This window comes from Microvirga sp. TS319, from assembly GCF_041276405.1.
Lineage (GTDB): Bacteria > Pseudomonadota > Alphaproteobacteria > Rhizobiales > Beijerinckiaceae > Microvirga.
On sequence record NZ_JBGGGT010000002.1, the window covers coordinates 2,791,110 to 2,809,677 of the forward strand.

General features: G+C 64.5%; 20 protein-coding genes. 1 reads left to right on the forward strand and 19 read right to left on the reverse strand.

Going from position 1 to position 18,568, the window contains the following annotated elements; genetic code table 11:
* Nucleotides 1–266: 266 nt before the first annotated feature.
* From AB8841_RS22565 to AB8841_RS22575, 3 genes are all read right to left on the reverse strand, one after another.
* The gene (locus AB8841_RS22565; protein ID WP_370438020.1) at nt 267–1,004 is read right to left on the reverse strand and encodes an ATP12 family chaperone protein; all 738 of its coding nucleotides are present in this window, start codon (nt 1,002–1,004) and stop codon (nt 267–269) included.
* A gap of 80 nt (nt 1,005–1,084) precedes the next feature.
* Complete coding sequence (locus AB8841_RS22570; protein WP_370438021.1) at nt 1,085–1,750, reverse strand: HAD-IA family hydrolase; 666 nt, start codon at nt 1,748–1,750, stop codon at nt 1,085–1,087.
* 18 nt (nt 1,751–1,768) lie between these two features.
* Nucleotides 1,769–1,894 (reverse strand): hypothetical protein, encoded by a 126-nt coding sequence (locus AB8841_RS22575; RefSeq protein WP_370438022.1) that lies wholly within the window; start codon nt 1,892–1,894, stop codon nt 1,769–1,771.
* Between the two features lie 225 nt (nt 1,895–2,119).
* Here AB8841_RS22575 and AB8841_RS22580 point away from each other — a divergent pair, with 225 nt between their 5' ends.
* Entirely contained in the window at nt 2,120–3,688 is a 1,569-nt protein-coding gene (locus AB8841_RS22580; RefSeq protein WP_370438023.1) for a sensor histidine kinase, read from the forward strand.
* Between the two features lie 131 nt (nt 3,689–3,819).
* On the opposite strand, the gene AB8841_RS22585 is transcribed toward AB8841_RS22580, so the two are convergent.
* The 16 genes from AB8841_RS22585 to secY form a co-directional block, all read right to left on the reverse strand.
* Nucleotides 3,820–5,562, reverse strand: a complete 1,743-nt coding sequence (locus AB8841_RS22585; protein WP_370438024.1) for an ATP-dependent metallopeptidase FtsH/Yme1/Tma family protein — start codon at nt 5,560–5,562, stop codon at nt 3,820–3,822.
* 144 nt (nt 5,563–5,706) lie between these two features.
* Complete coding sequence (locus tag AB8841_RS22590; protein ID WP_370438025.1) at nt 5,707–5,982, reverse strand: GNAT family N-acetyltransferase; 276 nt, start codon at nt 5,980–5,982, stop codon at nt 5,707–5,709.
* Between the two features lie 154 nt (nt 5,983–6,136).
* Entirely contained in the window at nt 6,137–6,724 is a 588-nt protein-coding gene (locus tag AB8841_RS22595; protein WP_370438026.1) for a GNAT family N-acetyltransferase, read from the reverse strand.
* Nucleotides 6,725–6,850: 126 nt separating this feature from the next.
* Nucleotides 6,851–7,312: a hypothetical protein gene (locus AB8841_RS22600; protein ID WP_370438027.1), complete on the reverse strand. Its 462-nt coding sequence runs from the start codon at nt 7,310–7,312 to the stop codon at nt 6,851–6,853.
* Nucleotides 7,313–7,427: 115 nt separating this feature from the next.
* Nucleotides 7,428–8,708: an RluA family pseudouridine synthase gene (locus AB8841_RS22605; protein ID WP_370438028.1), complete on the reverse strand. Its 1,281-nt coding sequence runs from the start codon at nt 8,706–8,708 to the stop codon at nt 7,428–7,430.
* Nucleotides 8,709–9,074: 366 nt separating this feature from the next.
* A complete protein-coding gene (locus tag AB8841_RS22610; RefSeq protein WP_370438029.1) occupies nt 9,075–9,587 on the reverse strand; it encodes a hypothetical protein in 513 nt (170 codons plus the stop codon).
* Nucleotides 9,588–9,697: 110 nt separating this feature from the next.
* On the reverse strand, nt 9,698–10,084 hold the full coding sequence (gene crcB, locus AB8841_RS22615; protein ID WP_370438030.1) for a fluoride efflux transporter CrcB: 387 nt from the start codon (nt 10,082–10,084) through the stop codon (nt 9,698–9,700).
* 3 nt (nt 10,085–10,087) lie between these two features.
* The gene (locus tag AB8841_RS22620; RefSeq protein WP_370438031.1) at nt 10,088–11,410 is read right to left on the reverse strand and encodes a replication-associated recombination protein A; all 1,323 of its coding nucleotides are present in this window, start codon (nt 11,408–11,410) and stop codon (nt 10,088–10,090) included.
* Nucleotides 11,411–11,528: 118 nt separating this feature from the next.
* A complete protein-coding gene (locus tag AB8841_RS22625) occupies nt 11,529–11,972 on the reverse strand; it encodes a GNAT family N-acetyltransferase (protein ID WP_370438032.1) in 444 nt (147 codons plus the stop codon).
* Entirely contained in the window at nt 11,969–13,375 is a 1,407-nt protein-coding gene (locus tag AB8841_RS22630; RefSeq protein WP_370438033.1) for a Do family serine endopeptidase, read from the reverse strand. Before AB8841_RS22630 ends, AB8841_RS22625 begins: the two co-directional genes overlap by 4 nt.
* 263 nt (nt 13,376–13,638) lie before the next feature.
* Nucleotides 13,639–14,061, reverse strand: a complete 423-nt coding sequence (rplQ, locus tag AB8841_RS22635) for a 50S ribosomal protein L17 (RefSeq protein ID WP_370438034.1) — start codon at nt 14,059–14,061, stop codon at nt 13,639–13,641.
* A 120-nt stretch (nt 14,062–14,181) separates the two neighbouring features.
* Nucleotides 14,182–15,204: a DNA-directed RNA polymerase subunit alpha gene (locus AB8841_RS22640; protein WP_370438035.1), complete on the reverse strand. Its 1,023-nt coding sequence runs from the start codon at nt 15,202–15,204 to the stop codon at nt 14,182–14,184.
* 92 nt (nt 15,205–15,296) lie between these two features.
* Complete coding sequence (gene rpsK / locus AB8841_RS22645) at nt 15,297–15,686, reverse strand: 30S ribosomal protein S11 (protein WP_091136316.1); 390 nt, start codon at nt 15,684–15,686, stop codon at nt 15,297–15,299.
* Nucleotides 15,687–15,764: 78 nt separating this feature from the next.
* Entirely contained in the window at nt 15,765–16,133 is a 369-nt protein-coding gene (gene rpsM / locus AB8841_RS22650; RefSeq protein WP_370438036.1) for a 30S ribosomal protein S13, read from the reverse strand.
* A 420-nt stretch (nt 16,134–16,553) separates the two neighbouring features.
* Nucleotides 16,554–17,135, reverse strand: coding sequence for an adenylate kinase (locus tag AB8841_RS22655; RefSeq protein ID WP_370438037.1), 582 nt, complete (start codon nt 17,133–17,135; stop codon nt 16,554–16,556).
* A 60-nt stretch (nt 17,136–17,195) separates the two neighbouring features.
* Entirely contained in the window at nt 17,196–18,533 is a 1,338-nt protein-coding gene (gene secY / locus AB8841_RS22660; RefSeq protein WP_370438038.1) for a preprotein translocase subunit SecY, read from the reverse strand.
* Between the last annotated feature and the right edge of the window lie 35 nt (nt 18,534–18,568).

The window sequence follows — 18,568 nt, forward strand, 5'->3', positions numbered from 1 at the left end:
CATCGGACGTGAAAAGTGGACTCCACTTTTTGGGATCGAATCCGATGCTCTCTTCTTGGAATGAGCACATCGTTCTGGCGGAAAACCGGATCCACTTTTTCGCACGATGCGCCGGAGCATCGGACCCAAAAGTGGATTTGCACTTTTGGGATCAATTAGATGCTCTCTTTTTGGAATGAGCGCATCGTTCTGGCGAAAAACCGGGTCCACTTTTCCGCACGATGCGCTCGGGAAAAACCCGCCGGGCATCGGCGCCGGCGGGTTCGTTACGAGAGGGCCCCGAGGCGGTAGACCTCGGAGGCGGCCCTGAAATCGGCCTCGCGCCTGCGGCGGCGCTCCATGGCTTCCTCGTCCTCGCCCCAGACGCTTTCCTGGTACAGTTCGTCCACATGGGCGGCGGCCCAGGCCCCGTCGGGGTCGAGCGGCCCCAAGGCATGGGCCAGGGCGATCAGCACCGATCCGGAAAGCGTGGTCATCACATGCAGGGCGGCGAGCGCGAAGGGCGAATCGATCCGCTCGAGGGCCGACCGGATCGCGGCGACCGCCTCATCCGGCTGGGTCACGTGCATGACGCCTTCCGCCAGGGTGAAGCGGGCGCCATGGCTGTCCCTGGCCCAATCCAGAATCGGGTTCCAGGCATCATCCTGCGCCTGGACGAGCCTCGCGGGCTCGCTCACGCGGTAGAGGACGAGGTCGGATCCCGCATATCGCACCAGATCCTCCACCACCTCGGCCCGGCGCGCCGCCACGCCGTCGATGGCGGAATTGACGATGCGGGTGATCGGCATCGTCGCGGGATCGATCTCGGTCTCCTGTGCCGCCCATTCCCGGGCCATCGCCTCGGCGAGCGCGCGCGACGGCACCGCCAGCGCCTGCTTGCCCGGGGTTTTCGCCATCCGCCCGTCGAGGGCAAGATGGAAGAGGCCGTCCCGCTCCGCGACGCCCGCCTCCTTATAGAAGCGCTTCGGCAGCATGGGCTTCATGCCGGCTTGGGCCGCCCGCATGGGGTCGGGCTCGTCCTGTGATGGGAACCAGTCGCGTGAAGAATCTGTCATGGGGGAGAAATAGGCGATCGGACGGAAAGTTACGAGAGGTTCGCGATGAAAGTCCGGAGCATCGGCTCGAGTTCCCCATAGCTGTCGACGATGCGGTGAGCCCCCGCCTCGTTCAGCGCCGCGACAGGCTGGAAGCCCCAGGACACACCGATCGGAAGCACCCCGGCGGCCCGCGCCATTCCCATGTCGTAGCTGGAATCGCCGATCATCAACGTGTCTTCCGGTGCAACGCCGATGGCCGCCATCGCCTGCAGGATCATGGCCGGATGAGGTTTCGAGGGCGCGTCGTCGGCGGTCTGGGTCGTGGCGAAGACCCCCTCCCAGCCCTGCTGTGAAATCAGGCGCACGACCCCTTTTCGGGATTTGCCCGTCGCAAGCCCGAGACGCACGTCGTCGCGGCCCTTGAGCCATGCGATGCACTCGCCTGCCCCCGGAAAGAGCGGCGCCTCGTTGACCGGATCCCGATGCAGAACGGTATAGGCATCCCTGTAGGCCTGAGCCAAACCTTCCACCGGAGCCTTCGGCCCGGCGAGCACCGTAAAGGCCTCCACCAGCGACAGGCCGACGATCGAGAGGGCGCGCTCCCGGCTCGGCGGCTCCAGCCCATAGGCGTGGAACGCCCCGCACACCGAGGCCACGATGACGTTCTGACTGTCGACGAGCGTTCCGTCGACATCGAAGAGAATGAGCTTCACCAGGACGTCCCCGCTCGCTCAGCCCTGAGGATGGGAACCATGACAGAACTGGGGCGTATTGATGTTCCAGTTGCCGCACTTGTCGCAGGCGGTCGCCAGGAATCCGATGCCGATTACGAAGATCGCTTGGAGGAGACGCTTCATCACCCATTGCCCCTTTTCTGAAGCGGCACCTTATTCAATTCATCCGCTTCCTGCTAGAGCATCACTCCCGTCGAAGCCTGGGGATGTCGGGCCGGGCGAGCGACCATCTGTCCGGACTCGCCACGGGTCGAATAAGCACTATTTTTCAGCAAGCCCGCCAAGTTTGCCAAGACGAACGAACCAAGACGACCGAACCAAGACAATCGAATCAAGGCTCCCGACACAGTGAACGACAACCTTCTGCGGCGGATCGAGGAATTGGAGCGCGCCAACAGTGAACTGCGCCTACGGCTCCGCGAACAGGACGAACTCGCGCAGGCGGCCGCATTGCATCACGAGGCCCGAGGCCGTGGACATGCGCAGGAGCTGTCCTCCGCATCTCTGCGCATCGACGCCCTGCAGGTCTCGCGCGATTCCCTGCAGGCGGACGAGAGCCGCTTGCGCGAAAGCGAAACGCGCGCGCGCGCCAGTGAGGAGAAGCTCAGGCAGATCGCCGACAACCTTCCCGCCCTGATCGCCTATGTCGACAGCGACGAGCGCTACCGCTTCAACAACAGGGCCTACGAGACCTGGCTGCTCCAATCCCCCGAGGACCTGTTCGGCGTTCAGCTGAAGGACGCCGTCGGAGAGGCCACCTATGGCCGCGTGAAGCCCCTCATCGACGCCGTTTTCTCGGGACAGCGTGTCTGTCATGAATGGTGGGCGCATTTCCCCAGCGGACTGCGCTACGTCAAATCGGAGTACATTCCGGACCAGCGGGGGGATGGCAGCGTCGCCGGCTTCTACGTGCTCGCCTCCGATCTGACGGACATCAAGCAATCGCAAGCCGCGCTGTCCGAGAGCGAGGCCCGGCTGCGCCTGGCCATCGACGCCGGGCATATGGCGATCTGGGAAGCGGACACCGCCACAAGCACGATCAAATCCTCGCCGGAGCTGAACCGCCTTCTCGGTCTGCCCCCGGCTTTCATGCCGACCACGATCGACATCCGGCAGCGCCTTGCGCCGGGTGAGAGGGTCAGGCTCTGGCGGGTGACCCTGGAGGCCCTGGCCCGGGGCGACCGCTTCGCCGAAACGGAGCTGCAGGTCGTCTGGCCCGATGGCTCGCTGCGCTGGCTGTTGCTGCGGGTCGAATTGCTGGATATCGACAACGGCGTTCCGGCCCGCACCATTGGGGTCGCCCTGGACATCACCGCCCGCAAGAAAGCGGAAGAACATCAGCAATTGCTGATCAACGAGCTCAATCACCGGGTCAAGAACACGCTCGCCACCGTGCAGTCGATCGCCACCCAGAGCCTGCGCAGCGCGGCGACCACCACGGAAGCCCGCGAGGCGGTCGAGGGCCGCCTTTTCGCCCTCTCGCGCGCTCACGACGTCCTCACGCGCGAGAACTGGGACGGAGCCTCCCTGGCGGAGCTGGTTCAACAGGCGATCGAGCCGTTTCGCGGGGCGAAAGACCGGTTCGAGGTGTCCGGCCCCGACATCCGCCTGCCACCCCGCATCGCTCTTGCCCTTGCCATGGCCCTTCAGGAACTCGGCACCAACGCGGTCAAATACGGCGCCCTGTCGCGCGAGGGCGGACATGTCGCCATCGGATGGATCGTTCCGGACCGGGAATCCAGCCCGCGGCTCAAGATGACCTGGCGGGAAATGGACGGCCCTCCCGTCGCGACGCCCGAACGCCGGGGCTTCGGAACCCGGCTCATCGAGCGCAGCCTCGCCCAGGAGCTCGGCGGGTCGGTCACCATCGACTTCGCGCCGACAGGGGTCGTCTGCACGATCAACGCGCGCCTATAGCATCGGACCCATAAGTGGAATTCACTTTTGGGATCGCTCCGATGCTCCCTTCTTGGATGAGTGCATCGTCCTTGCGAAAAACCGGGCCACTTTTTCGCACGATGCGCTCGCGGAGAGTTCCGAGCCTGCAATCAGGCGGCTGCGAGCCGCCTTTGCGTCGGAGACACGATCCGGCGGACCTCGTCGCCCTCGATGGTCTCGTGCTCCAGGAGCGCATCGACGAGAGCGTCGAGCCCCTCGCGGTTGTCCTCGATGCAGGCTTTGGCGGCCGCATACATCTCTTCGACGATGCGACGGATCTCCTGTTCCGCCTCGCGCGGGAAGCTGTCGCCCGAGCGGGCCACCTTCACCATGCCGATGGCGGGGCTCATGCCCCATTCCGTGACCATGCGCGTGGCGATGCTGGTCGCGTGGGCGATGTCGCTCGCGGCGCCCGTCGTGACCTTGCGGGGGCCGAAGACCACCTCCTCCGCGGCGCGTCCGCCCATGGCGACGATGAGGTCGGCTTCGAGCTTTTCCACGGGAATGCAGTAGCGGTCGTTCTCAGGCAGGCGCATGACGAGACCCAGCGCCTGGCCATGCGGAATGATGGTGGCGCTGTGCACCTTGTCGGAGCCCGGAGTCAGGCAGGCGCAGAGGGCATGGCCAGCCTCGTGCACCGCGACGAGTCTGCGCTCCTCCGTGCTGATCACGAGGGAACGGCGCTCCAGCCCCATGATGATCTTGTTGCGGGCGGCCTCCAGGTGTTCGCGGCAGATCTCGGCCAGACCGTCGCGCGCCGCGAAGATCGCCGCCTCGTTGAGGAGGTTGCTCAGATCGGCCCCCGAGAAGCCAGGCGTTCCCCGGGCGATCGATGCGAGCTCGACGCCCGACGCCAGCTTCACGTTGCGCGCATGCACCGAGAGGATCGCCTCACGGCCCGTGATGTCGGGCAGGCCGATATGGACCTGCCGGTCGAAGCGGCCGGGGCGCAGCAGGGCGGGATCGAGCACGTCGACCCGGTTGGTCGCGCCGATCACGATGACGCCGCTGGTCGTGTTGAAACCGTCCATCTCCACCAGGAGCTGGTTCAGCGTCGACTCGAACTCCCGGTCCGCCGCCGACCCGCCGCCGCCGCGCTTGCGGCCGATGGCGTCGATCTCGTCGATGAAGATCAGGCAGGGAGCGCGCCTGCGGGCCTGCTCGAACAGCTTGGACACGCGGCTCTTGGCGATGCCGATCAGCGGGGCGGAGAAGTCGCTGCCCGCCACGGCCATGAAGGATACGCCGGCCTCGCCCGCGAGAGCCTTGGCGATAAGGGTCTTGCCGGTCCCGGGCGGGCCGACCATCAGCACCCCCTTGGGGATGCGGGCCCCGACCCGCTCGAAGGCCCGGGCGTCGCTGAGGAAGGCGATGACTTCCTGCAATTCGGCCTTCGCCTCCTCCTGGCCTGCCACATGGTCGAAGCGGTCGGGAACGTTCTTGACGGCGCGGGGCCAGCGCGATGTCGGCTTGAAATCCACCTGGACGGCCACGAGCGCCAGAACCGCCGCGACCATGATGAGGGAAATCACGAAGCTCGCCGCATGGGCGGGGTCGATTCCGGACGGCTGGAAGACGACCTGCGCGCCCGCGGCCGTCGCCCGGTCGACGGTCAGGGCGCTCAAATGCGAGCTTGGCACCCGCACGAACGCCTTCTGGTCGTCGATCCAGACCGAGAGGCCTCCCTCGTGAACCTGGACCTTGCGGATTTTGCCCGCCTCGAGCTCGCGGGAGAAGTCCGAATAGGCGATCTCGTCGACCGTCTCGGAAAGGAAAAAGGGCACGGATATGGCGGTTGCGACCACCGCCAGAGCCAGAATGGCGGCGCTGACGGCAACACTTTTCCTGCGCAAGAGCCTTCTTGCTTTCTCGATCACACCGGACACGGACGCCCCCTGTCGAACTTCGTTTCTTGTCGATGAAGTCCAACCTGTAGTCTTTTTGGCATCGCTCCGCAGTACGGCGAAAAGGCACACCCTTTTCGGATAGCGCTCCGGTCAGCTCAGAAGGTCGTGAAACTCCTTGTGCCGCCGGATCCAGGCGTGAGCGTAGCCGCAGAGAGGCGTGATCTTGCGGCCTTCGGCCCGGGCGATCTCGGCGACGCCGCGCATCAGTTCGCCCGCGGCGCCCGTGCCACGCAACGGAACGGCCGCCTCGACATGCCGGATGACGAGAGACGAGTTGCGGCGTTCATAATTGGCGAAGGCAAGATGGCCGTTCCGTTCGAGTTCGAAGCGGTGGCCTGCTGTATTGTCGCGAACGGCGCTGCCCATTCCTCAACTCCATCCTGGCGCATCGTGTGGACCCGGTTTTCATGAACGTGGCCCTTCGGGTCCGGTCAAACGATGCGCTGTTCTATCGTGGGAGCATCGGACCCGCCTGGTTCAACGCTTCCCTTGCGAGACGCGTTCCGGGAGGCGGGAATGCTCAAGCCTCCAGGCGCTGCTGCAGCCGCGCTTTCACCTCGGGCCATTCCTCCTGGAGGATGCTGTAGACCGCCGTATCGCGGATATGCCCGTCGGGCATGATCATGTGGCGGCGCAGGATGCCGTCGAGCTTGGCGCCGAGGCGCTCGATGGCGGCGCGAGACTGGTCGTTGAGCGAATGCGTCCGGATCTCGACCGCGTGGCAGCCGAGCGCCTCGAAGGCATGGCGGAGCATGAGAAACTTTGCATGGGTGTTCACGAAGGTGCGCTGCCAGGATCCCGCGATCCAGGTCGTGCCGATTTCCACCCTGTGATTGGCCGCATCGATATTCATGTAGCGCGTCGATCCGACGACACGCCCGCCGTCCCGGACCACCGTGGCGAAGGGAAGAGCAAGGCCCGCCGCCTGCAGTTCCAGGGCTTTTCGCACATACTCCTCGAAGCCTTCGGGCCTCGGCACCGTCGTGGTCTTCTTCTCCCAGAGAGCCCCGTCCATGGCGGCCTCGCCCAGAGCGGGCACGTCATCGAGGCTCAAAGGGCGAAGAATGAGCCGGTCGGTCGAGAGGGTCACGGGCTCGATGCGAAGCATGGAGAAAGCCTTTCACGCTGAAGCTTCGCCATTCATCGTCGACCCTGCAGCCACAGTCAAACGGCACCGACCGGGGAATGCGCTTTTCCCCGGCCGACAGGAGAGGTCACGGCCCTTTCGCTCGGCTCAGCGCAAGAAGTACACGAGCGCCGGCAGACCCACTGCCAGGCTCGCGAGAGCCCAGGCTCCGATGGCCTGCTGCCAGGCCACGTCGCCCGTCGTGTTGCGCAGGCGCTGGGCGAAGGCTCCCGATTCTGCCGTGTGTCCGCTCAGGCACGAGCAAAGGGCATAATGCGCCTGCCCGTCGGTGAGTCCGAAATACCGCATGGCATCTCCGAGCCGGTCGCTCGCAAGGCCGTCCGCCCGCAGGATCGGGTCCTCGTAGGCAACGGTCAGGGGAGAATTGTCCTCCCGGACCAGGGCCCGCTCCGTCGGAGGCTTGTATTCGATTTCACCGAGAGAATTCAGGCGTCGTGTCGGATCGCGCTCGAGAAGGCTGATCCACCGGTCGAGCCGCTCCTCATGGGTGAGAGGCCTCGGCTGAACGTCGGCTACGCTACGGAGATAGTCGAGATCTTTGTGTTCCATCGATCTCCTCCTTGCCAATGTCCCGGTCATCCGCTGGATGATCGAGGCAATCAATGGTGCGCCCTGCCCACGGCAAAAGTGCGACAAGAAGGGATCGAAAAACGGATAGTCCGGATTACGCCTCAGGGGCCTCGACGATCGGATCGTACTGAGTCGTATCGAACCCGAGCAGGTTGAAGCTCTGCTGCATGTGCGGCGGCAGCGGCGCCGTGACGTCGATCGGTTTTCCGGTTCTCGGATGAGCGATCACGATGCGCCGCGCCAGCAGATGCAGCTTGTTCTGAATGCCGCCCGGCAGCTCCCAGTTCTCGATGTCGAAATATTTCGGGTCGCCGACGATGGGATGGCCGATATGGGCCGTATGTGCGCGCAGCTGGTGCGTCCGCCCGGTGACCGGCTTCAGGGAGAGCCAGGCGAGCTTCTGAGCCGCCGTGTCGACGACGGCATAATAGGTGAGCGCGTGGCTTGCGCCCTCGTCGCCGTGATGCGCCACCTTCATGCGCGCATCGCCCTCGTCGCCTTCCTTGGCGAGATAGGTCGAAACGCGCCCCTGGCGGACGCGCGGCACGCCTGCGACCAGCGCCCAATAGATCTTGCGCGTGGTGCGCGAGCGGAAGGATTTCGCCATGGTGGAGGCGGCAAAGCGCGTCTTGGCGATGACGAGACAGCCCGCGGTGTCCTTGTCGAGACGGTGCACGAGGCGGGGCTTCTGGCCCTCCGCATCGCGCATGCATTCGAGCAGGCCGTCCACATGGCGCGTGGTGCCGGAGCCGCCCTGCACCGCCAGCCCCATGGGCTTGTTGATGATGAGGACATCCTTGTCCTCATAGAGCGTGATGGATTGCAGGAACTCGCGGTCGCTCTGATCCTTGCCCGCATTGCGCGATACGGGGCGCGGCTGATCGAGCTTGAGCGGGGGAACGCGGACCTTCTGTCCCGGCGTCAGGCGGTCGCTGGGATCCGCGCGCTTGCCGTCGACCCGCAACTCTCCCTTTCGGACGATGCGCTGGATATGCGTGAAGGCCAGCTGCGGGAAACGCGCGACCAGAAAGCGGTCGACCCGCATGTCGGCCTCGTCGGGCTCGACCACGAGCGTCTGCACGCCGGTCGCCAGCACCTCTTGCGCCGCGGCCTTGGCCTGGGCGCGCGTCGGCTGCCGCGGCGCTTCCGCAGCCGCGGGCCGTGCCGTCGCACGGGCGGCAGGTTTCTCGCTGCGAGCGGCTGCCGAGGGGCGCGGCGCCTTCCCGGCCGCTTTCGCGGGGGCTTTCTTCGCGGGGGCCTTCTTCGAAGGCCCGCCCGCGCGTGCGGGCCCGTCCTCGCGGGAGCGGAACCCCTGGCGGGAGCCCGCGCGACCGCCTCGGGCGCCGTTATTCTGTCCTGAACTGCTTTTTTTCATGAGATCGTGGGTACCAGAGCGCCGCACGGGCGGCAATCGAGCACCGGAATCATTTTGACCGTGGCGGCATCTCTCGACCCATGAGCGTCGGACGCGGGAAGCGGAATCCACTTTTTGGGGTCGAATCCGATGCTCCCACGATAGAACAGCGCATCGTGCCGCGCCGACGGGATCATGAGGATCGCCCGGCACGTTGCCATGCCGGGCGACTTGTCCGAAAGACCATCCGGGCTCTCTCCCGGTCGCCTGTCGGTAAGCCTTTACGCTACAGCGGCGGACATGATCGAACTCACGTCCGCCGCTTCGACATTTTGGACTTGAGCATCTTTTCACGCAAAACCGGTTCCCACTTGGGGGATCGATGCTCTAGTCGCACACCACCTCGCGGCGCAGGACGATGCGGCCCCATGGGTTCACGACCCGGCGGGGAACCACATAGCAGTCGCCGCCATAGGCGACGCCGTAGGTGGGATACCCGTAATCATAATAGGAGTCGTAGGGATAGCCGTAAGCCAGGCCTCCGAGGAGCGCCCCGCTCACCAGGCCGAAGGCGAAGCCATTATTGTGATGGAAGCGATCGTGATCGAAGAACGCGCGGTTCCTGAAGAAGGGACGCCCGGCAAAGCCGGGGCGGAAGCCTGGGTTGAAGCCGACATGGGAGCCCGGATGCATGAAGAACGGATGGAATCCGCCCATGCCGCCGTGGAATCCTCCCATGCCCCCAAAGCCCCCCATACTTCCATGGAAGCCGCCCATGCCGCCTATTCGCGCATCGGCAGGCGCGGCGAGCGCGATGGCTCCCGCGCCGATGACGGCGGCGATCAACAAGGATTTGAGTTTCGGTTTGGACAGGGATTTGGACTCGAATGCGACGTTCATGACAATGCCCTCCGTTAGGGCCAACTCACTCTTGTCATAAACAACACTTCCGACCGCGAATTATTCGACCATGCCTCCGTTGCCGGAGAGTTTTCCCCGGCCGGCCGTCGTCAGGCGGCCATCGCGCGGATCACGGCCAGTCCCGACACCAGCGCAGCCAGGGAGAGCAGGACCGAGGCCGCGACATATCCGGCCGCGATCCCCGCCTCCCCGCGCTCCCAGATCAGCACCACGTCGAGGGAAAAGGCCGAGAACGTCGTGAAGCCGCCGAGAATGCCCGTGGTGAGGAAAAGGCGCAGCGGCTGGCTCCATCCCCCGCCCGCCTTGAACGCCAGCCATCCGGCGATGGCGCCCATCAGGAACGACCCCACCACGTTCACGGTCAGGGTGCCCCAGGGAAAGGCCATGCCGCAGTAGCGGGCGCAGCCGACATTCACGGCATGGCGGACAGCCCCGCCGATTCCGGCGCCGAGAAAGACGAGGAGATAAGCCTTCATGGTCTAGTCCTGCTCGCCGCCGCCACGCCGTTCGCGGCGGAGCTTCTCCCACCAGTCGAGGCGCTTTCTCACCTCGCGTTCGAAGCCACGGTCGACGGGTTCATAGAACGTCTGCCGGCCGAGCTTCTCGGGCCAGTAATCCTGTCCGGAGAACGCATCCGGCTCGTCGTGATCGTAGCGGTAGTTCTCCCCGTAGCCGATCGTCTTCATGAGCTTCGTCGGTGCGTTCAGGATCGTCCTGGGAGGCATGAGAGAGCCGTATGCCTTCGCGGCTGCCGTCGCCGCCTTGGAGGCGGTATAGAGCGCGTTCGATTTCGGCGCCGTTGCGAGATAGATCGTGGCCTGGGCCAGCGCCAGCTCGCCCTCGGGAGAGCCCAGGAAATCGAAGGCGTCCTTCGCCGCGTTCGCGATCACCAGCGCCTGCGGATCGGCAAGCCCGATATCCTCCACCGCCGCGCGGACGAGCCGGCGGGCGATGAACAGGCGGTCCTCGCCTGCGTCCAGCATGCGCGCGAGGTAATAGAGCGCAGCATCCGGGTCCGAGCCGCGAATGGCCTTGTGCAGGGCGGAGATGAGATTGTAATGCCCCTCCTGCCCCTTGTCGTAGATCGGCGCGCGGCGCTGGATGATCTCCTGCAGCTGCGCCGCGTCGAAGACCTCGCCGAGCTTCGCCGAACGCCAGACCTCTTCGGCAAGGGTCAGCACGGCGCGCCCGTCTCCGTCGGCCATTCGCACCAGGGAAGCGCGCGATTCGTCGTCCAGCGGCAGAGCCTTTCCCGTGATCTCCTCGGCTCTTGCGAGGATCTGCCGGATCGCCTCCTCGTCGAGCGACTTGAACAGAAGCACCCGGGCGCGGGACAAAAGCGCCGCGTTCAGCTCGAAGGACGGGTTCTCGGTGGTCGCTCCGACCAGAGTGATCGTGCCGTCCTCCATGACGGGCAGGAAGGCATCGAGCTGCGCGCGGTTGAAGCGGTGGATCTCGTCGACGAAGAGCAGCGTGCCCTTGCCGAGCGCACGGCGCTGGCGGGCGGCTTCGAACACCTTCTTCAGGTCTGCGACGCCGGAGAAGATGGCCGAGATCTGGTCGAAATGCAGATCGGTTTCATGGGCGAGAAGCCGCGCGACCGTGGTCTTGCCCGTCCCGGGCGGCCCCCAGAAGATCAGCGAGCCGAGAGATTTCGACGCGATCAGCCGGGTCAGGATGCCGTCGGGGCCGACGAGATGATCCTGCCCTGCGACCTCGGACAGCTTCTGCGGCCGCATCCGGTCGGCCAGCGGCCGAGGCGCGTTCCGATCGAGGCCGGCGGATGAGAACAGGTCGCTCATGGTCCCTTGGAATTTAGGTCACTTGGAATTTAGAGCATCGAACGCAGAAGTGGGAACCGGTTTCGTGTGAAAAGATGCATAGGAACAGAGACTTTCAGCATCGGTTGTGGGTTCGGTGTCAGGTCCGATGCTGGAGCCGCGCATAGACATCCGGGTCCAGCCGCTGCATCAGCCTTTCGGGATTCTCCGGAATGGAAAAGCCATATTCGGCATAAAAGCCGTGAGCATCCCTTGTCGCCAGCATCCAGCGGCGCAGATCCTGAAGCTCCGGATGCCCCATGATGGCGCCCATCAGGGCTTTCCCCGCGCCCTTGCCTCGCGTGCTCGCGCACACGAAGACGTCGCAGAGATAGGCGAAGGTGGCCCTGTCCGTGACGACCCGGGCAAAGCCCCTCAGCTCTCCGGCCGCATCACGCAGAGCGAAGCAGAGGGAGTTCGCCACGGAACGCTGGAAGCACGGGAGCGGCAGGCCTTTGGCCCAGTAGCTCTCGGCGGAGATCCAGCGGTGCGCCGTGGCGATTTCGGCGTCGGACAGCGTGGTGGAAACCGTCCAGCCGCTCATCGGCCGAGCACTGTCGTGAACACGCGGCCGCCGCGGTTGATCGTGATCTCCCAATAGCCCCCGGCCTGGCCGATCAGCCGTTCGGCGTCCTTGGTGGAAGCCAGCCGCTCGCCGTTGATGGCGACGATGAGATCGCCCTTCTGGAAGCCGACATTCGCGGCAACGCTGCGCTCGTCGAGATCCGCGACCACCACTCCCTGGTCGGCCATGTCGACCTGGAGCTCGTCGGCGACGGCCGGCGAGATATTGACCAGGGTCGCACCGGCGAACGGCGTCCGCGCACGCCCGCGCACCGGATCGCGCGACGGGTTCTCGGGCGGAGGCGTCAGCTTGACCTGGATCGTGCTCTGCTTCCCGCTGCGCAGGATCGTCAGAGGCGTCTGCCCCTGCGTGCCCTTCAGCGTGAAGCGGTAGCCGAAGGAATCGGGGTTGTCGATGGACTGTCCGTCCACCGCCAGGATTACGTCTCCTCGCTTCAATCCGGCTTCGGCGGCGGGCCCCTTGTCGTAAACGGACGTGACCAGAGCCCCCGTGGGATGGTCCAGTCCGAGCCCCGTCGCGATGTCGCCGTCGACGCCTTGGAGCTGCGCGCCGAGCCACGGACGCACCACGTTGCGTGCCCCGCCCTTGGCCGAGTTGATGACGACCCGAACCATGCTGGACGGAATGGCGAAGCCGATTCCGATGCTGCCGCCGGAGCGGGAATAGATGGCCGTATTGATGCCGACGAGCTGGCCGCTCATGTCGATGAGGGCGCCGCCGGAATTGCCGGGATTGATGGCCGCATCGGTCTGAATGAAGAACTGGTAGTCGGAGATTCCGACCTGCGTGCGCGCCACGGCGGAGACGATGCCCTGGGTCACGGTCTGACCGACCCCGAAGGGATTGCCGATGGCCAGAACGAGGTCGCCCACCTGCAGGGCCTCGGAGTCCCCGATGGCGATGCTATGGAGATTGGTCGCCCCCTTCAGCTTGAGCACGGCGAGATCGATGCGGCTGTCCCGGAGAACGATCTCCGCCTCGAACTCCCGCCTGTCGGCGAGCGCCACCTTCACCTCGTTCATGTTCTCGATGACGTGATTGTTGGTGATCACGAGACCGGACGGATCGACGATCACGCCCGAACCGAGAGAGCTCTGGGAACGGCCCCGCGGGACCCCTGGCGCATCCTCGCCGAAGAACCGGCGGAAGAACTCCTCCATCGAGGGATTCTGCCGCCGGTCGTTGCGTGTGGCATAGACGTTCACCACCGCCCCGGCGGTCTCGCGGACGATCGGCGCGAAGGAGAGCTGAACCTGCGCCTTGCTCTCCGGCACGGCGCGCTGTGTCTGGGCAGAAGCGCTCCCAATCCCAAGCGCGACAGCGAAGGCGATGAGCATCAGACGGATCGGAGAACAACGCATGGGGTCGAATCCCTTCAACAACGGCAAAAGTCCATTACGTGCTAGAGCATTGGACGTGAAAAGTGGACATGCACTTTCGGGATCGATCCGATGCTCAGCTCTCTGGACGAGTGCATCGTTCATTGCGGAAAACCGTGTCCGCTTTTCCCCACGACGCGCACGCCTGAAACACCGAGTTCCCGACACATAGGGCAAAGCGCCCAACAAGCAAAAAGGGCGGCCCGAAGGACCGCCCTTGATGAACTCGGACGAGACGCGAGCGATTACTCGGCAGCCTCGACGACCTCGGTCTTCTGGGTCGGGCCCGAATCCTGGCCGCGCGCATCGACGTCGCGATCCACGAACTCGATCACGGCCATCGGAGCGTTGTCGCCGAAGCGGAAGCCGGCCTTCAGGACACGGGTGTAGCCGCCGTTGCGGTCCTTGTAGCGACCGCCAAGAACGTCGAACAGCTTCTTCACCATGGCCTCGTCACGCAGCTTGGACATGGCCTGGCGGCGGGCATGCAGGTCGCCGCGCTTGCCGAGCGTGATCAGCTTCTCGACAACGGGACGCAGGTCCTTGGCCTTCGGAAGAGTGGTGACGATCTGCTCGTGCTTGATCAGCGCAGCCGCCATGTTGGCGAACATTGCTTTGCGGTGTTCGGTCGTGCGGTTAAAGCGACGACCACTGAATCCGTGACGCATTGGCTCTCTCCTTGATTTTACGGCCGCCGTGCCAAGGTACGGCCGTCTCTCTTAATTCACCGCCATTCCCGGCGGGGCAGATCCGAAGCCGCCTTCCGGATGGAGGCGGCTTCGAGAAACTCAGTAATGCTCTTCGAAGCGCTTCGCGAGATCTTCGATGTTCTCCGGCGGCCAGCCCGGCACGTCCATGCCGAGGTGCAGGCCCATGCCGGCGAGAACTTCCTTGATCTCGTTGAGCGACTTGCGGCCGAAGTTCGGGGTGCGGAGCATCTCCGCCTCGGACTTCTGGATAAGGTCGCCGATATAGACGATGTTGTCGTTCTTCAGGCAGTTCGCCGAACGCACCGACAGCTCGAGCTCGTCGACCTTCTTGAGGAGGGCCGGGTTGAACGGAAGCTGCGGCGCGGCTGCGGCCGTCTCTTCCTTGCGCGGCTCCTCGAAGTTGACGAAGACCTGGAGCTGATCCTGCAGGATGCGGGCGGCATACGCCACGGCATCCTCAGGCGTCACGGCGCCGTTGGTCTCGACCGTCATGATCAGCTTGTCGTAGTCGAGAATCTGGCCCTCGCGGGTGTTCTCGATGCGATACGACACCTTCTTCACCGGGCTATAGAGCGAATCGACCGGGATGAGGCCGATCGGAGCATCCTCTGCGCGGTTACGCTCGGCCGGGACATAGCCCTTGCCGGTATCGACCGTGAACTCCATGCGGATCTCGGCACCGTCGTCGAGGGTGCAGAGAACGAGCTCAGGGTTCAGAATCTGAACGTCGCCCACCGTGTTGATGTCGCCTGCAGTGACCGCGCCGGGGCCGGTCTTGCGGAGCGTCATGCGCTTCGGTCCCTCGCCCTGCATCCTGATGGCGACCGCCTTCACGTTCAGGACGATGTCCGTCACGTCCTCGCGGACGCCCGGGATGGACGAGAACTCATGCAGCACGCCGTCGATATGGATCGACGTCACCGCAGCGCCCTGGAGCGACGACAGGAGAACGCGACGCAGCGAGTTGCCGAGCGTCGTGCCGAAGCCGCGCTCGAGCGGCTCGGCAACGACCGTCGCGATACGCTTCGGATCGACGCCGGGGGCGACTTCGAGCTTGTTGGGCTTAATCAGCTCTTGCCAGTTCTTTTGGATCACAACCACACCTCTCGAGGTACGGCTTGAAGGGAGGCCTCAGGCCGGCCCTTTAAACCGGAACGCGCGCGGGCGAAGGCCCACGCGCCGGATGATCTTAATTAGACGCGGCGACGCTTGCGAGGGCGGCAGCCGTTATGCGGGATCGGCGTCACGTCACGGATCGACGTGACGGTGAAGCCGGCCGACTGAAGGGCGCGGAGCGCGGACTCACGGCCGGAGCCGGGACCGGACACCTCGACCTCGAGGGTGCGCATGCCGTGCTCGGCAGCCTTGCGGGCGGCATCCTCGGCCGCAACCTGCGCGGCGTAAGGGGTCGACTTGCGGGAGCCCTTGAAGCCCATTGCACCGGCCGAGGACCACGAGATCGTGTTGCCCTGTGCGTCCGTGATGGTGATCATGGTGTTGTTGAACGAGGCGTTCACATGCGCCACGCCGGACACGATATTCTTGCGTTCGCGGCGGCGGACGCGGGTCGCTTCTTTAGCCATTCCAAAGATCCTTCAAACGCGCCCGTCATGCCAGGCGCTCGGGAGAAAAGGGCCACCGCCCGGGTGGCCGCTGAAAACTTACTTCTTCTTGCCGGCGATCGGCTTCGCCTTGCCCTTGCGGGTGCGGGCGTTGGTGTGGGTGCGCTGGCCACGAACCGGCAGGCTGCGACGGTGACGCAGGCCACGGTAAGCGCCGAGATCCATCAGGCGCTTGATGTTCATGGACACTTCGCGGCGAAGGTCACCTTCCACGATATAGTCGCGGTCGATGGTCTCGCGGATGGCCAGAACCTCGGCGTCGGTCAGCTGGTTCACGCGGCGCTCGGCCGGGATGTTGACCTTCTCGACGATTTCCTGAGCCTTCTTGGGCCCAATGCCGTGGATGTACTGAAGCGCGATCACAACGCGCTTGCCGGTCGGGATGTTGACGCCTGCTATACGGGCCATCGTCCGTCTCCATATGGTGAAGCCTGAGCTTCCGTTGATCATTGTCGCGCGTCCGGTGGAGGCCGGCCCCTGCGCGGGTGATGAATGCAAAAGAAAACGGCCCGAACGACCTCCTGCGAAGCCCTTGGAACCGGATGCCTTCTGATGCAAGAGGTGGCACATAGCCGCAAATGGAAGCGGCGTCAACCTTTGTTTAACAGGAAGATACCGCTTTCCGTGCGTCCGGAAACCTTCCCGGTCTCCTGATCGGCGACGGCGGGCGTTTCGGCGGCGGACCGCTAGCCCATCGTGCGAAAAAGTGGACCCGGTTTTTCGCCAGAGCGATGCGCTCTTCCCAAGAGGGGAGCATCGAATTGATCCCAAAAGTGGATCCCACTTTTGGGTCCGATGCTCTAAGCCCAAATCAGTGAGGCTTGAGCCTCACCGTCCGAGAATCGCCTTCACCGCCTCGGTCACCTCGTCGATGGCCTTCATGCCGTCGACGGTCTTCAGCATGCCCCTGCCCTCGTAGTAGGCGGACAGAGGAGCGGTCTGGTTCCGGTAGGCTTCGAGACGGGTCTTGAAGACATCCGGATTGTCGTCCTTGCGCACCTGCTCGCCGCGGGCTTCGGTCTCCATGGCCCGCTTCACGATGCGGTCCACGAGCTCGTTCTCGACGACCTTGAACTCGATCACGCCGTCGAGCTTGAGGCCCTTTTCAGCCAGCATGGAATCGAAGGCCTCGGCCTGCGCCACGGTGCGGGGAAAACCGTCGAGGATGAAGCCCGCCTTGGCGTCGGCCTCCTCGATCCGGTCCGCGATGATGCCGACGACGATATCGTCGGACACCAGTTCGCCGCGGTCCATGACGGCCTTCGCCTTGAGGCCCACCGGCGTGCCGGCAGCCACCGCTGCCCGGAGCATATCGCCGGTCGACAGCTGGGGTATCCCCAGACGCTCGACCAGACGCACGGCCTGGGTCCCTTTACCGGCCCCAGGCGGCCCCAGCAGGATGATCCTCATAGACGTTCCCCTCACAACTTGAACGGGCGCCCCGCATTGCTCTGCGGGGACGCCAACCTCTTACCGCCGCCGTGCGCCCTTGAGCTTCGCCTTCTTGACGAGGCCCTCGTACTGGTGAGCCAACAGATGGCCATGCACCTGGGCAACCGTATCCATGGTAACAGACACGACGATCAGGAGCGAAGTGCCGCCAAAGTAGAATGGCAGCGACGCGTAGGACACCAGTACTTCCGGAATCAGGCAGATGATGACGAGGTAAGCTGCACCGAGAACGGTGATGCGAGTCAACACCTGATCAATAAAGTCGGCCGTTCTTTCACCGGGCCGGATGCCCGGAATGAACCCGCCCTGCTTCTTCAGGTTGTCGGCCGTTTCGGTGGGGTTGAACACGATGGCCGTGTAGAAGAACGCGAAGAACACGATCAGCGCCGCATAGAGGAACATGTAGGCCGGACGCCCATGCCCAAGATAGGTCGTGAGCATGGAGATGAACCCGGTGCCGTCCGCGCCCGTCTGGAAGCTGGCGATGGTCGCCGGAAGCAGGAGGAGCGAGGAGGCGAAGATCGGCGGGATGACGCCCGAGGTGTTGAGCTTGAGCGGCAGGAACGAGGTCTGGCCCTCGTACAAGCGGTTGCCGACCTGGCGCTTCGGATAGTTGATCAGAAGGCGCCGCTGAGCCCGCTCCATGAACACGACGAAGTAGATGATGGCGACCGCCATCACGATGACCCCGATGATCAGCCCCGTGGAGATCGCGCCCTGCCGGCCCAGTTCCAGCGTTCCCGCGATGGCGCGCGGAAGGTTGGCGACGATGCCCGCGAAGATGATGAGAGAGGTGCCGTTGCCGATGCCGCGCGAGGTGATCTGCTCACCGAGCCACATCAGGAACATCGTGCCGCCGGTCAGGGTGATGACCGTCGAGACGAGGAAGAACGGACCGGGAGCCAGAACGATGTTGCCCGAACTCTGGAGGCCGACCGCGATGCCCCAGGACTGGAACACGGCCAAGAACACGGTCAGGTACCGGGTATACTGGTTCAGGATCTTGCGACCGGCCTCCCCTTCCTTCTTGAGCGCCTCGAGCGAGGGAAGAACGGAGGTGAGAAGCTGGATGATGATCGACGCCGAGATGTAGGGCATGATGTTCAGGGCGAAGATCGCCATGCGCTCCACGGCGCCGCCCGAAAACATGTTGAAAAGCCCGAGAACGCCGCCGCTGGCGTTCTGGAAGCTCTGCGACAGGGCTTCCGGGTTGATCCCGGGCAGCGGGATATACGTGCCGAGGCGATAAATGATGAGCGCACCGAGGGTAAACCAAATGCGCTTCTTCAATTCCTCCGCCTTGGCGATCGACCCGAAATTGATGTTTGCGGCGAGTTGCTCGGCTGCTGAAGCCATTTTTCGTCCCCGAAATACCGAGGCATGATCGACAT

Coding starts and splice junctions, on each gene's coding strand:
- secY (WP_370438038.1), bottom strand. CDS start 18,533: ATGGCTTCAGCAGCCGAGCAACTCGCCGCAAACATCAATTTCGGGTCG.
- AB8841_RS22565 (WP_370438020.1), bottom strand. CDS start 1,004: ATGCGGGCGGCCCAAGCCGGCATGAAGCCCATGCTGCCGAAGCGCTTC.
- AB8841_RS22575 (WP_370438022.1), bottom strand. CDS start 1,894: ATGAAGCGTCTCCTCCAAGCGATCTTCGTAATCGGCATCGGATTCCTG.
- rpsK (WP_091136316.1), bottom strand. CDS start 15,686: ATGGCTAAAGAAGCGACCCGCGTCCGCCGCCGCGAACGCAAGAATATC.
- AB8841_RS22620 (WP_370438031.1), bottom strand. CDS start 11,410: ATGAGCGACCTGTTCTCATCCGCCGGCCTCGATCGGAACGCGCCTCGG.
- AB8841_RS22590 (WP_370438025.1), bottom strand. CDS start 5,982: ATGGGCAGCGCCGTTCGCGACAATACAGCAGGCCACCGCTTCGAACTC.
- AB8841_RS22630 (WP_370438033.1), bottom strand. CDS start 13,375: ATGCGTTGTTCTCCGATCCGTCTGATGCTCATCGCCTTCGCTGTCGCG.
- rplQ (WP_370438034.1), bottom strand. CDS start 14,061: ATGCGTCACGGATTCAGTGGTCGTCGCTTTAACCGCACGACCGAACAC.
- AB8841_RS22595 (WP_370438026.1), bottom strand. CDS start 6,724: ATGCTTCGCATCGAGCCCGTGACCCTCTCGACCGACCGGCTCATTCTT.
- AB8841_RS22610 (WP_370438029.1), bottom strand. CDS start 9,587: ATGAACGTCGCATTCGAGTCCAAATCCCTGTCCAAACCGAAACTCAAA.
- AB8841_RS22605 (WP_370438028.1), bottom strand. CDS start 8,708: ATGAAAAAAAGCAGTTCAGGACAGAATAACGGCGCCCGAGGCGGTCGC.
- rpsM (WP_370438036.1), bottom strand. CDS start 16,133: ATGGCCCGTATAGCAGGCGTCAACATCCCGACCGGCAAGCGCGTTGTG.
- AB8841_RS22655 (WP_370438037.1), bottom strand. CDS start 17,135: ATGAGGATCATCCTGCTGGGGCCGCCTGGGGCCGGTAAAGGGACCCAG.
- AB8841_RS22600 (WP_370438027.1), bottom strand. CDS start 7,312: ATGGAACACAAAGATCTCGACTATCTCCGTAGCGTAGCCGACGTTCAG.
- crcB (WP_370438030.1), bottom strand. CDS start 10,084: ATGAAGGCTTATCTCCTCGTCTTTCTCGGCGCCGGAATCGGCGGGGCT.
- AB8841_RS22625 (WP_370438032.1), bottom strand. CDS start 11,972: ATGAGCGGCTGGACGGTTTCCACCACGCTGTCCGACGCCGAAATCGCC.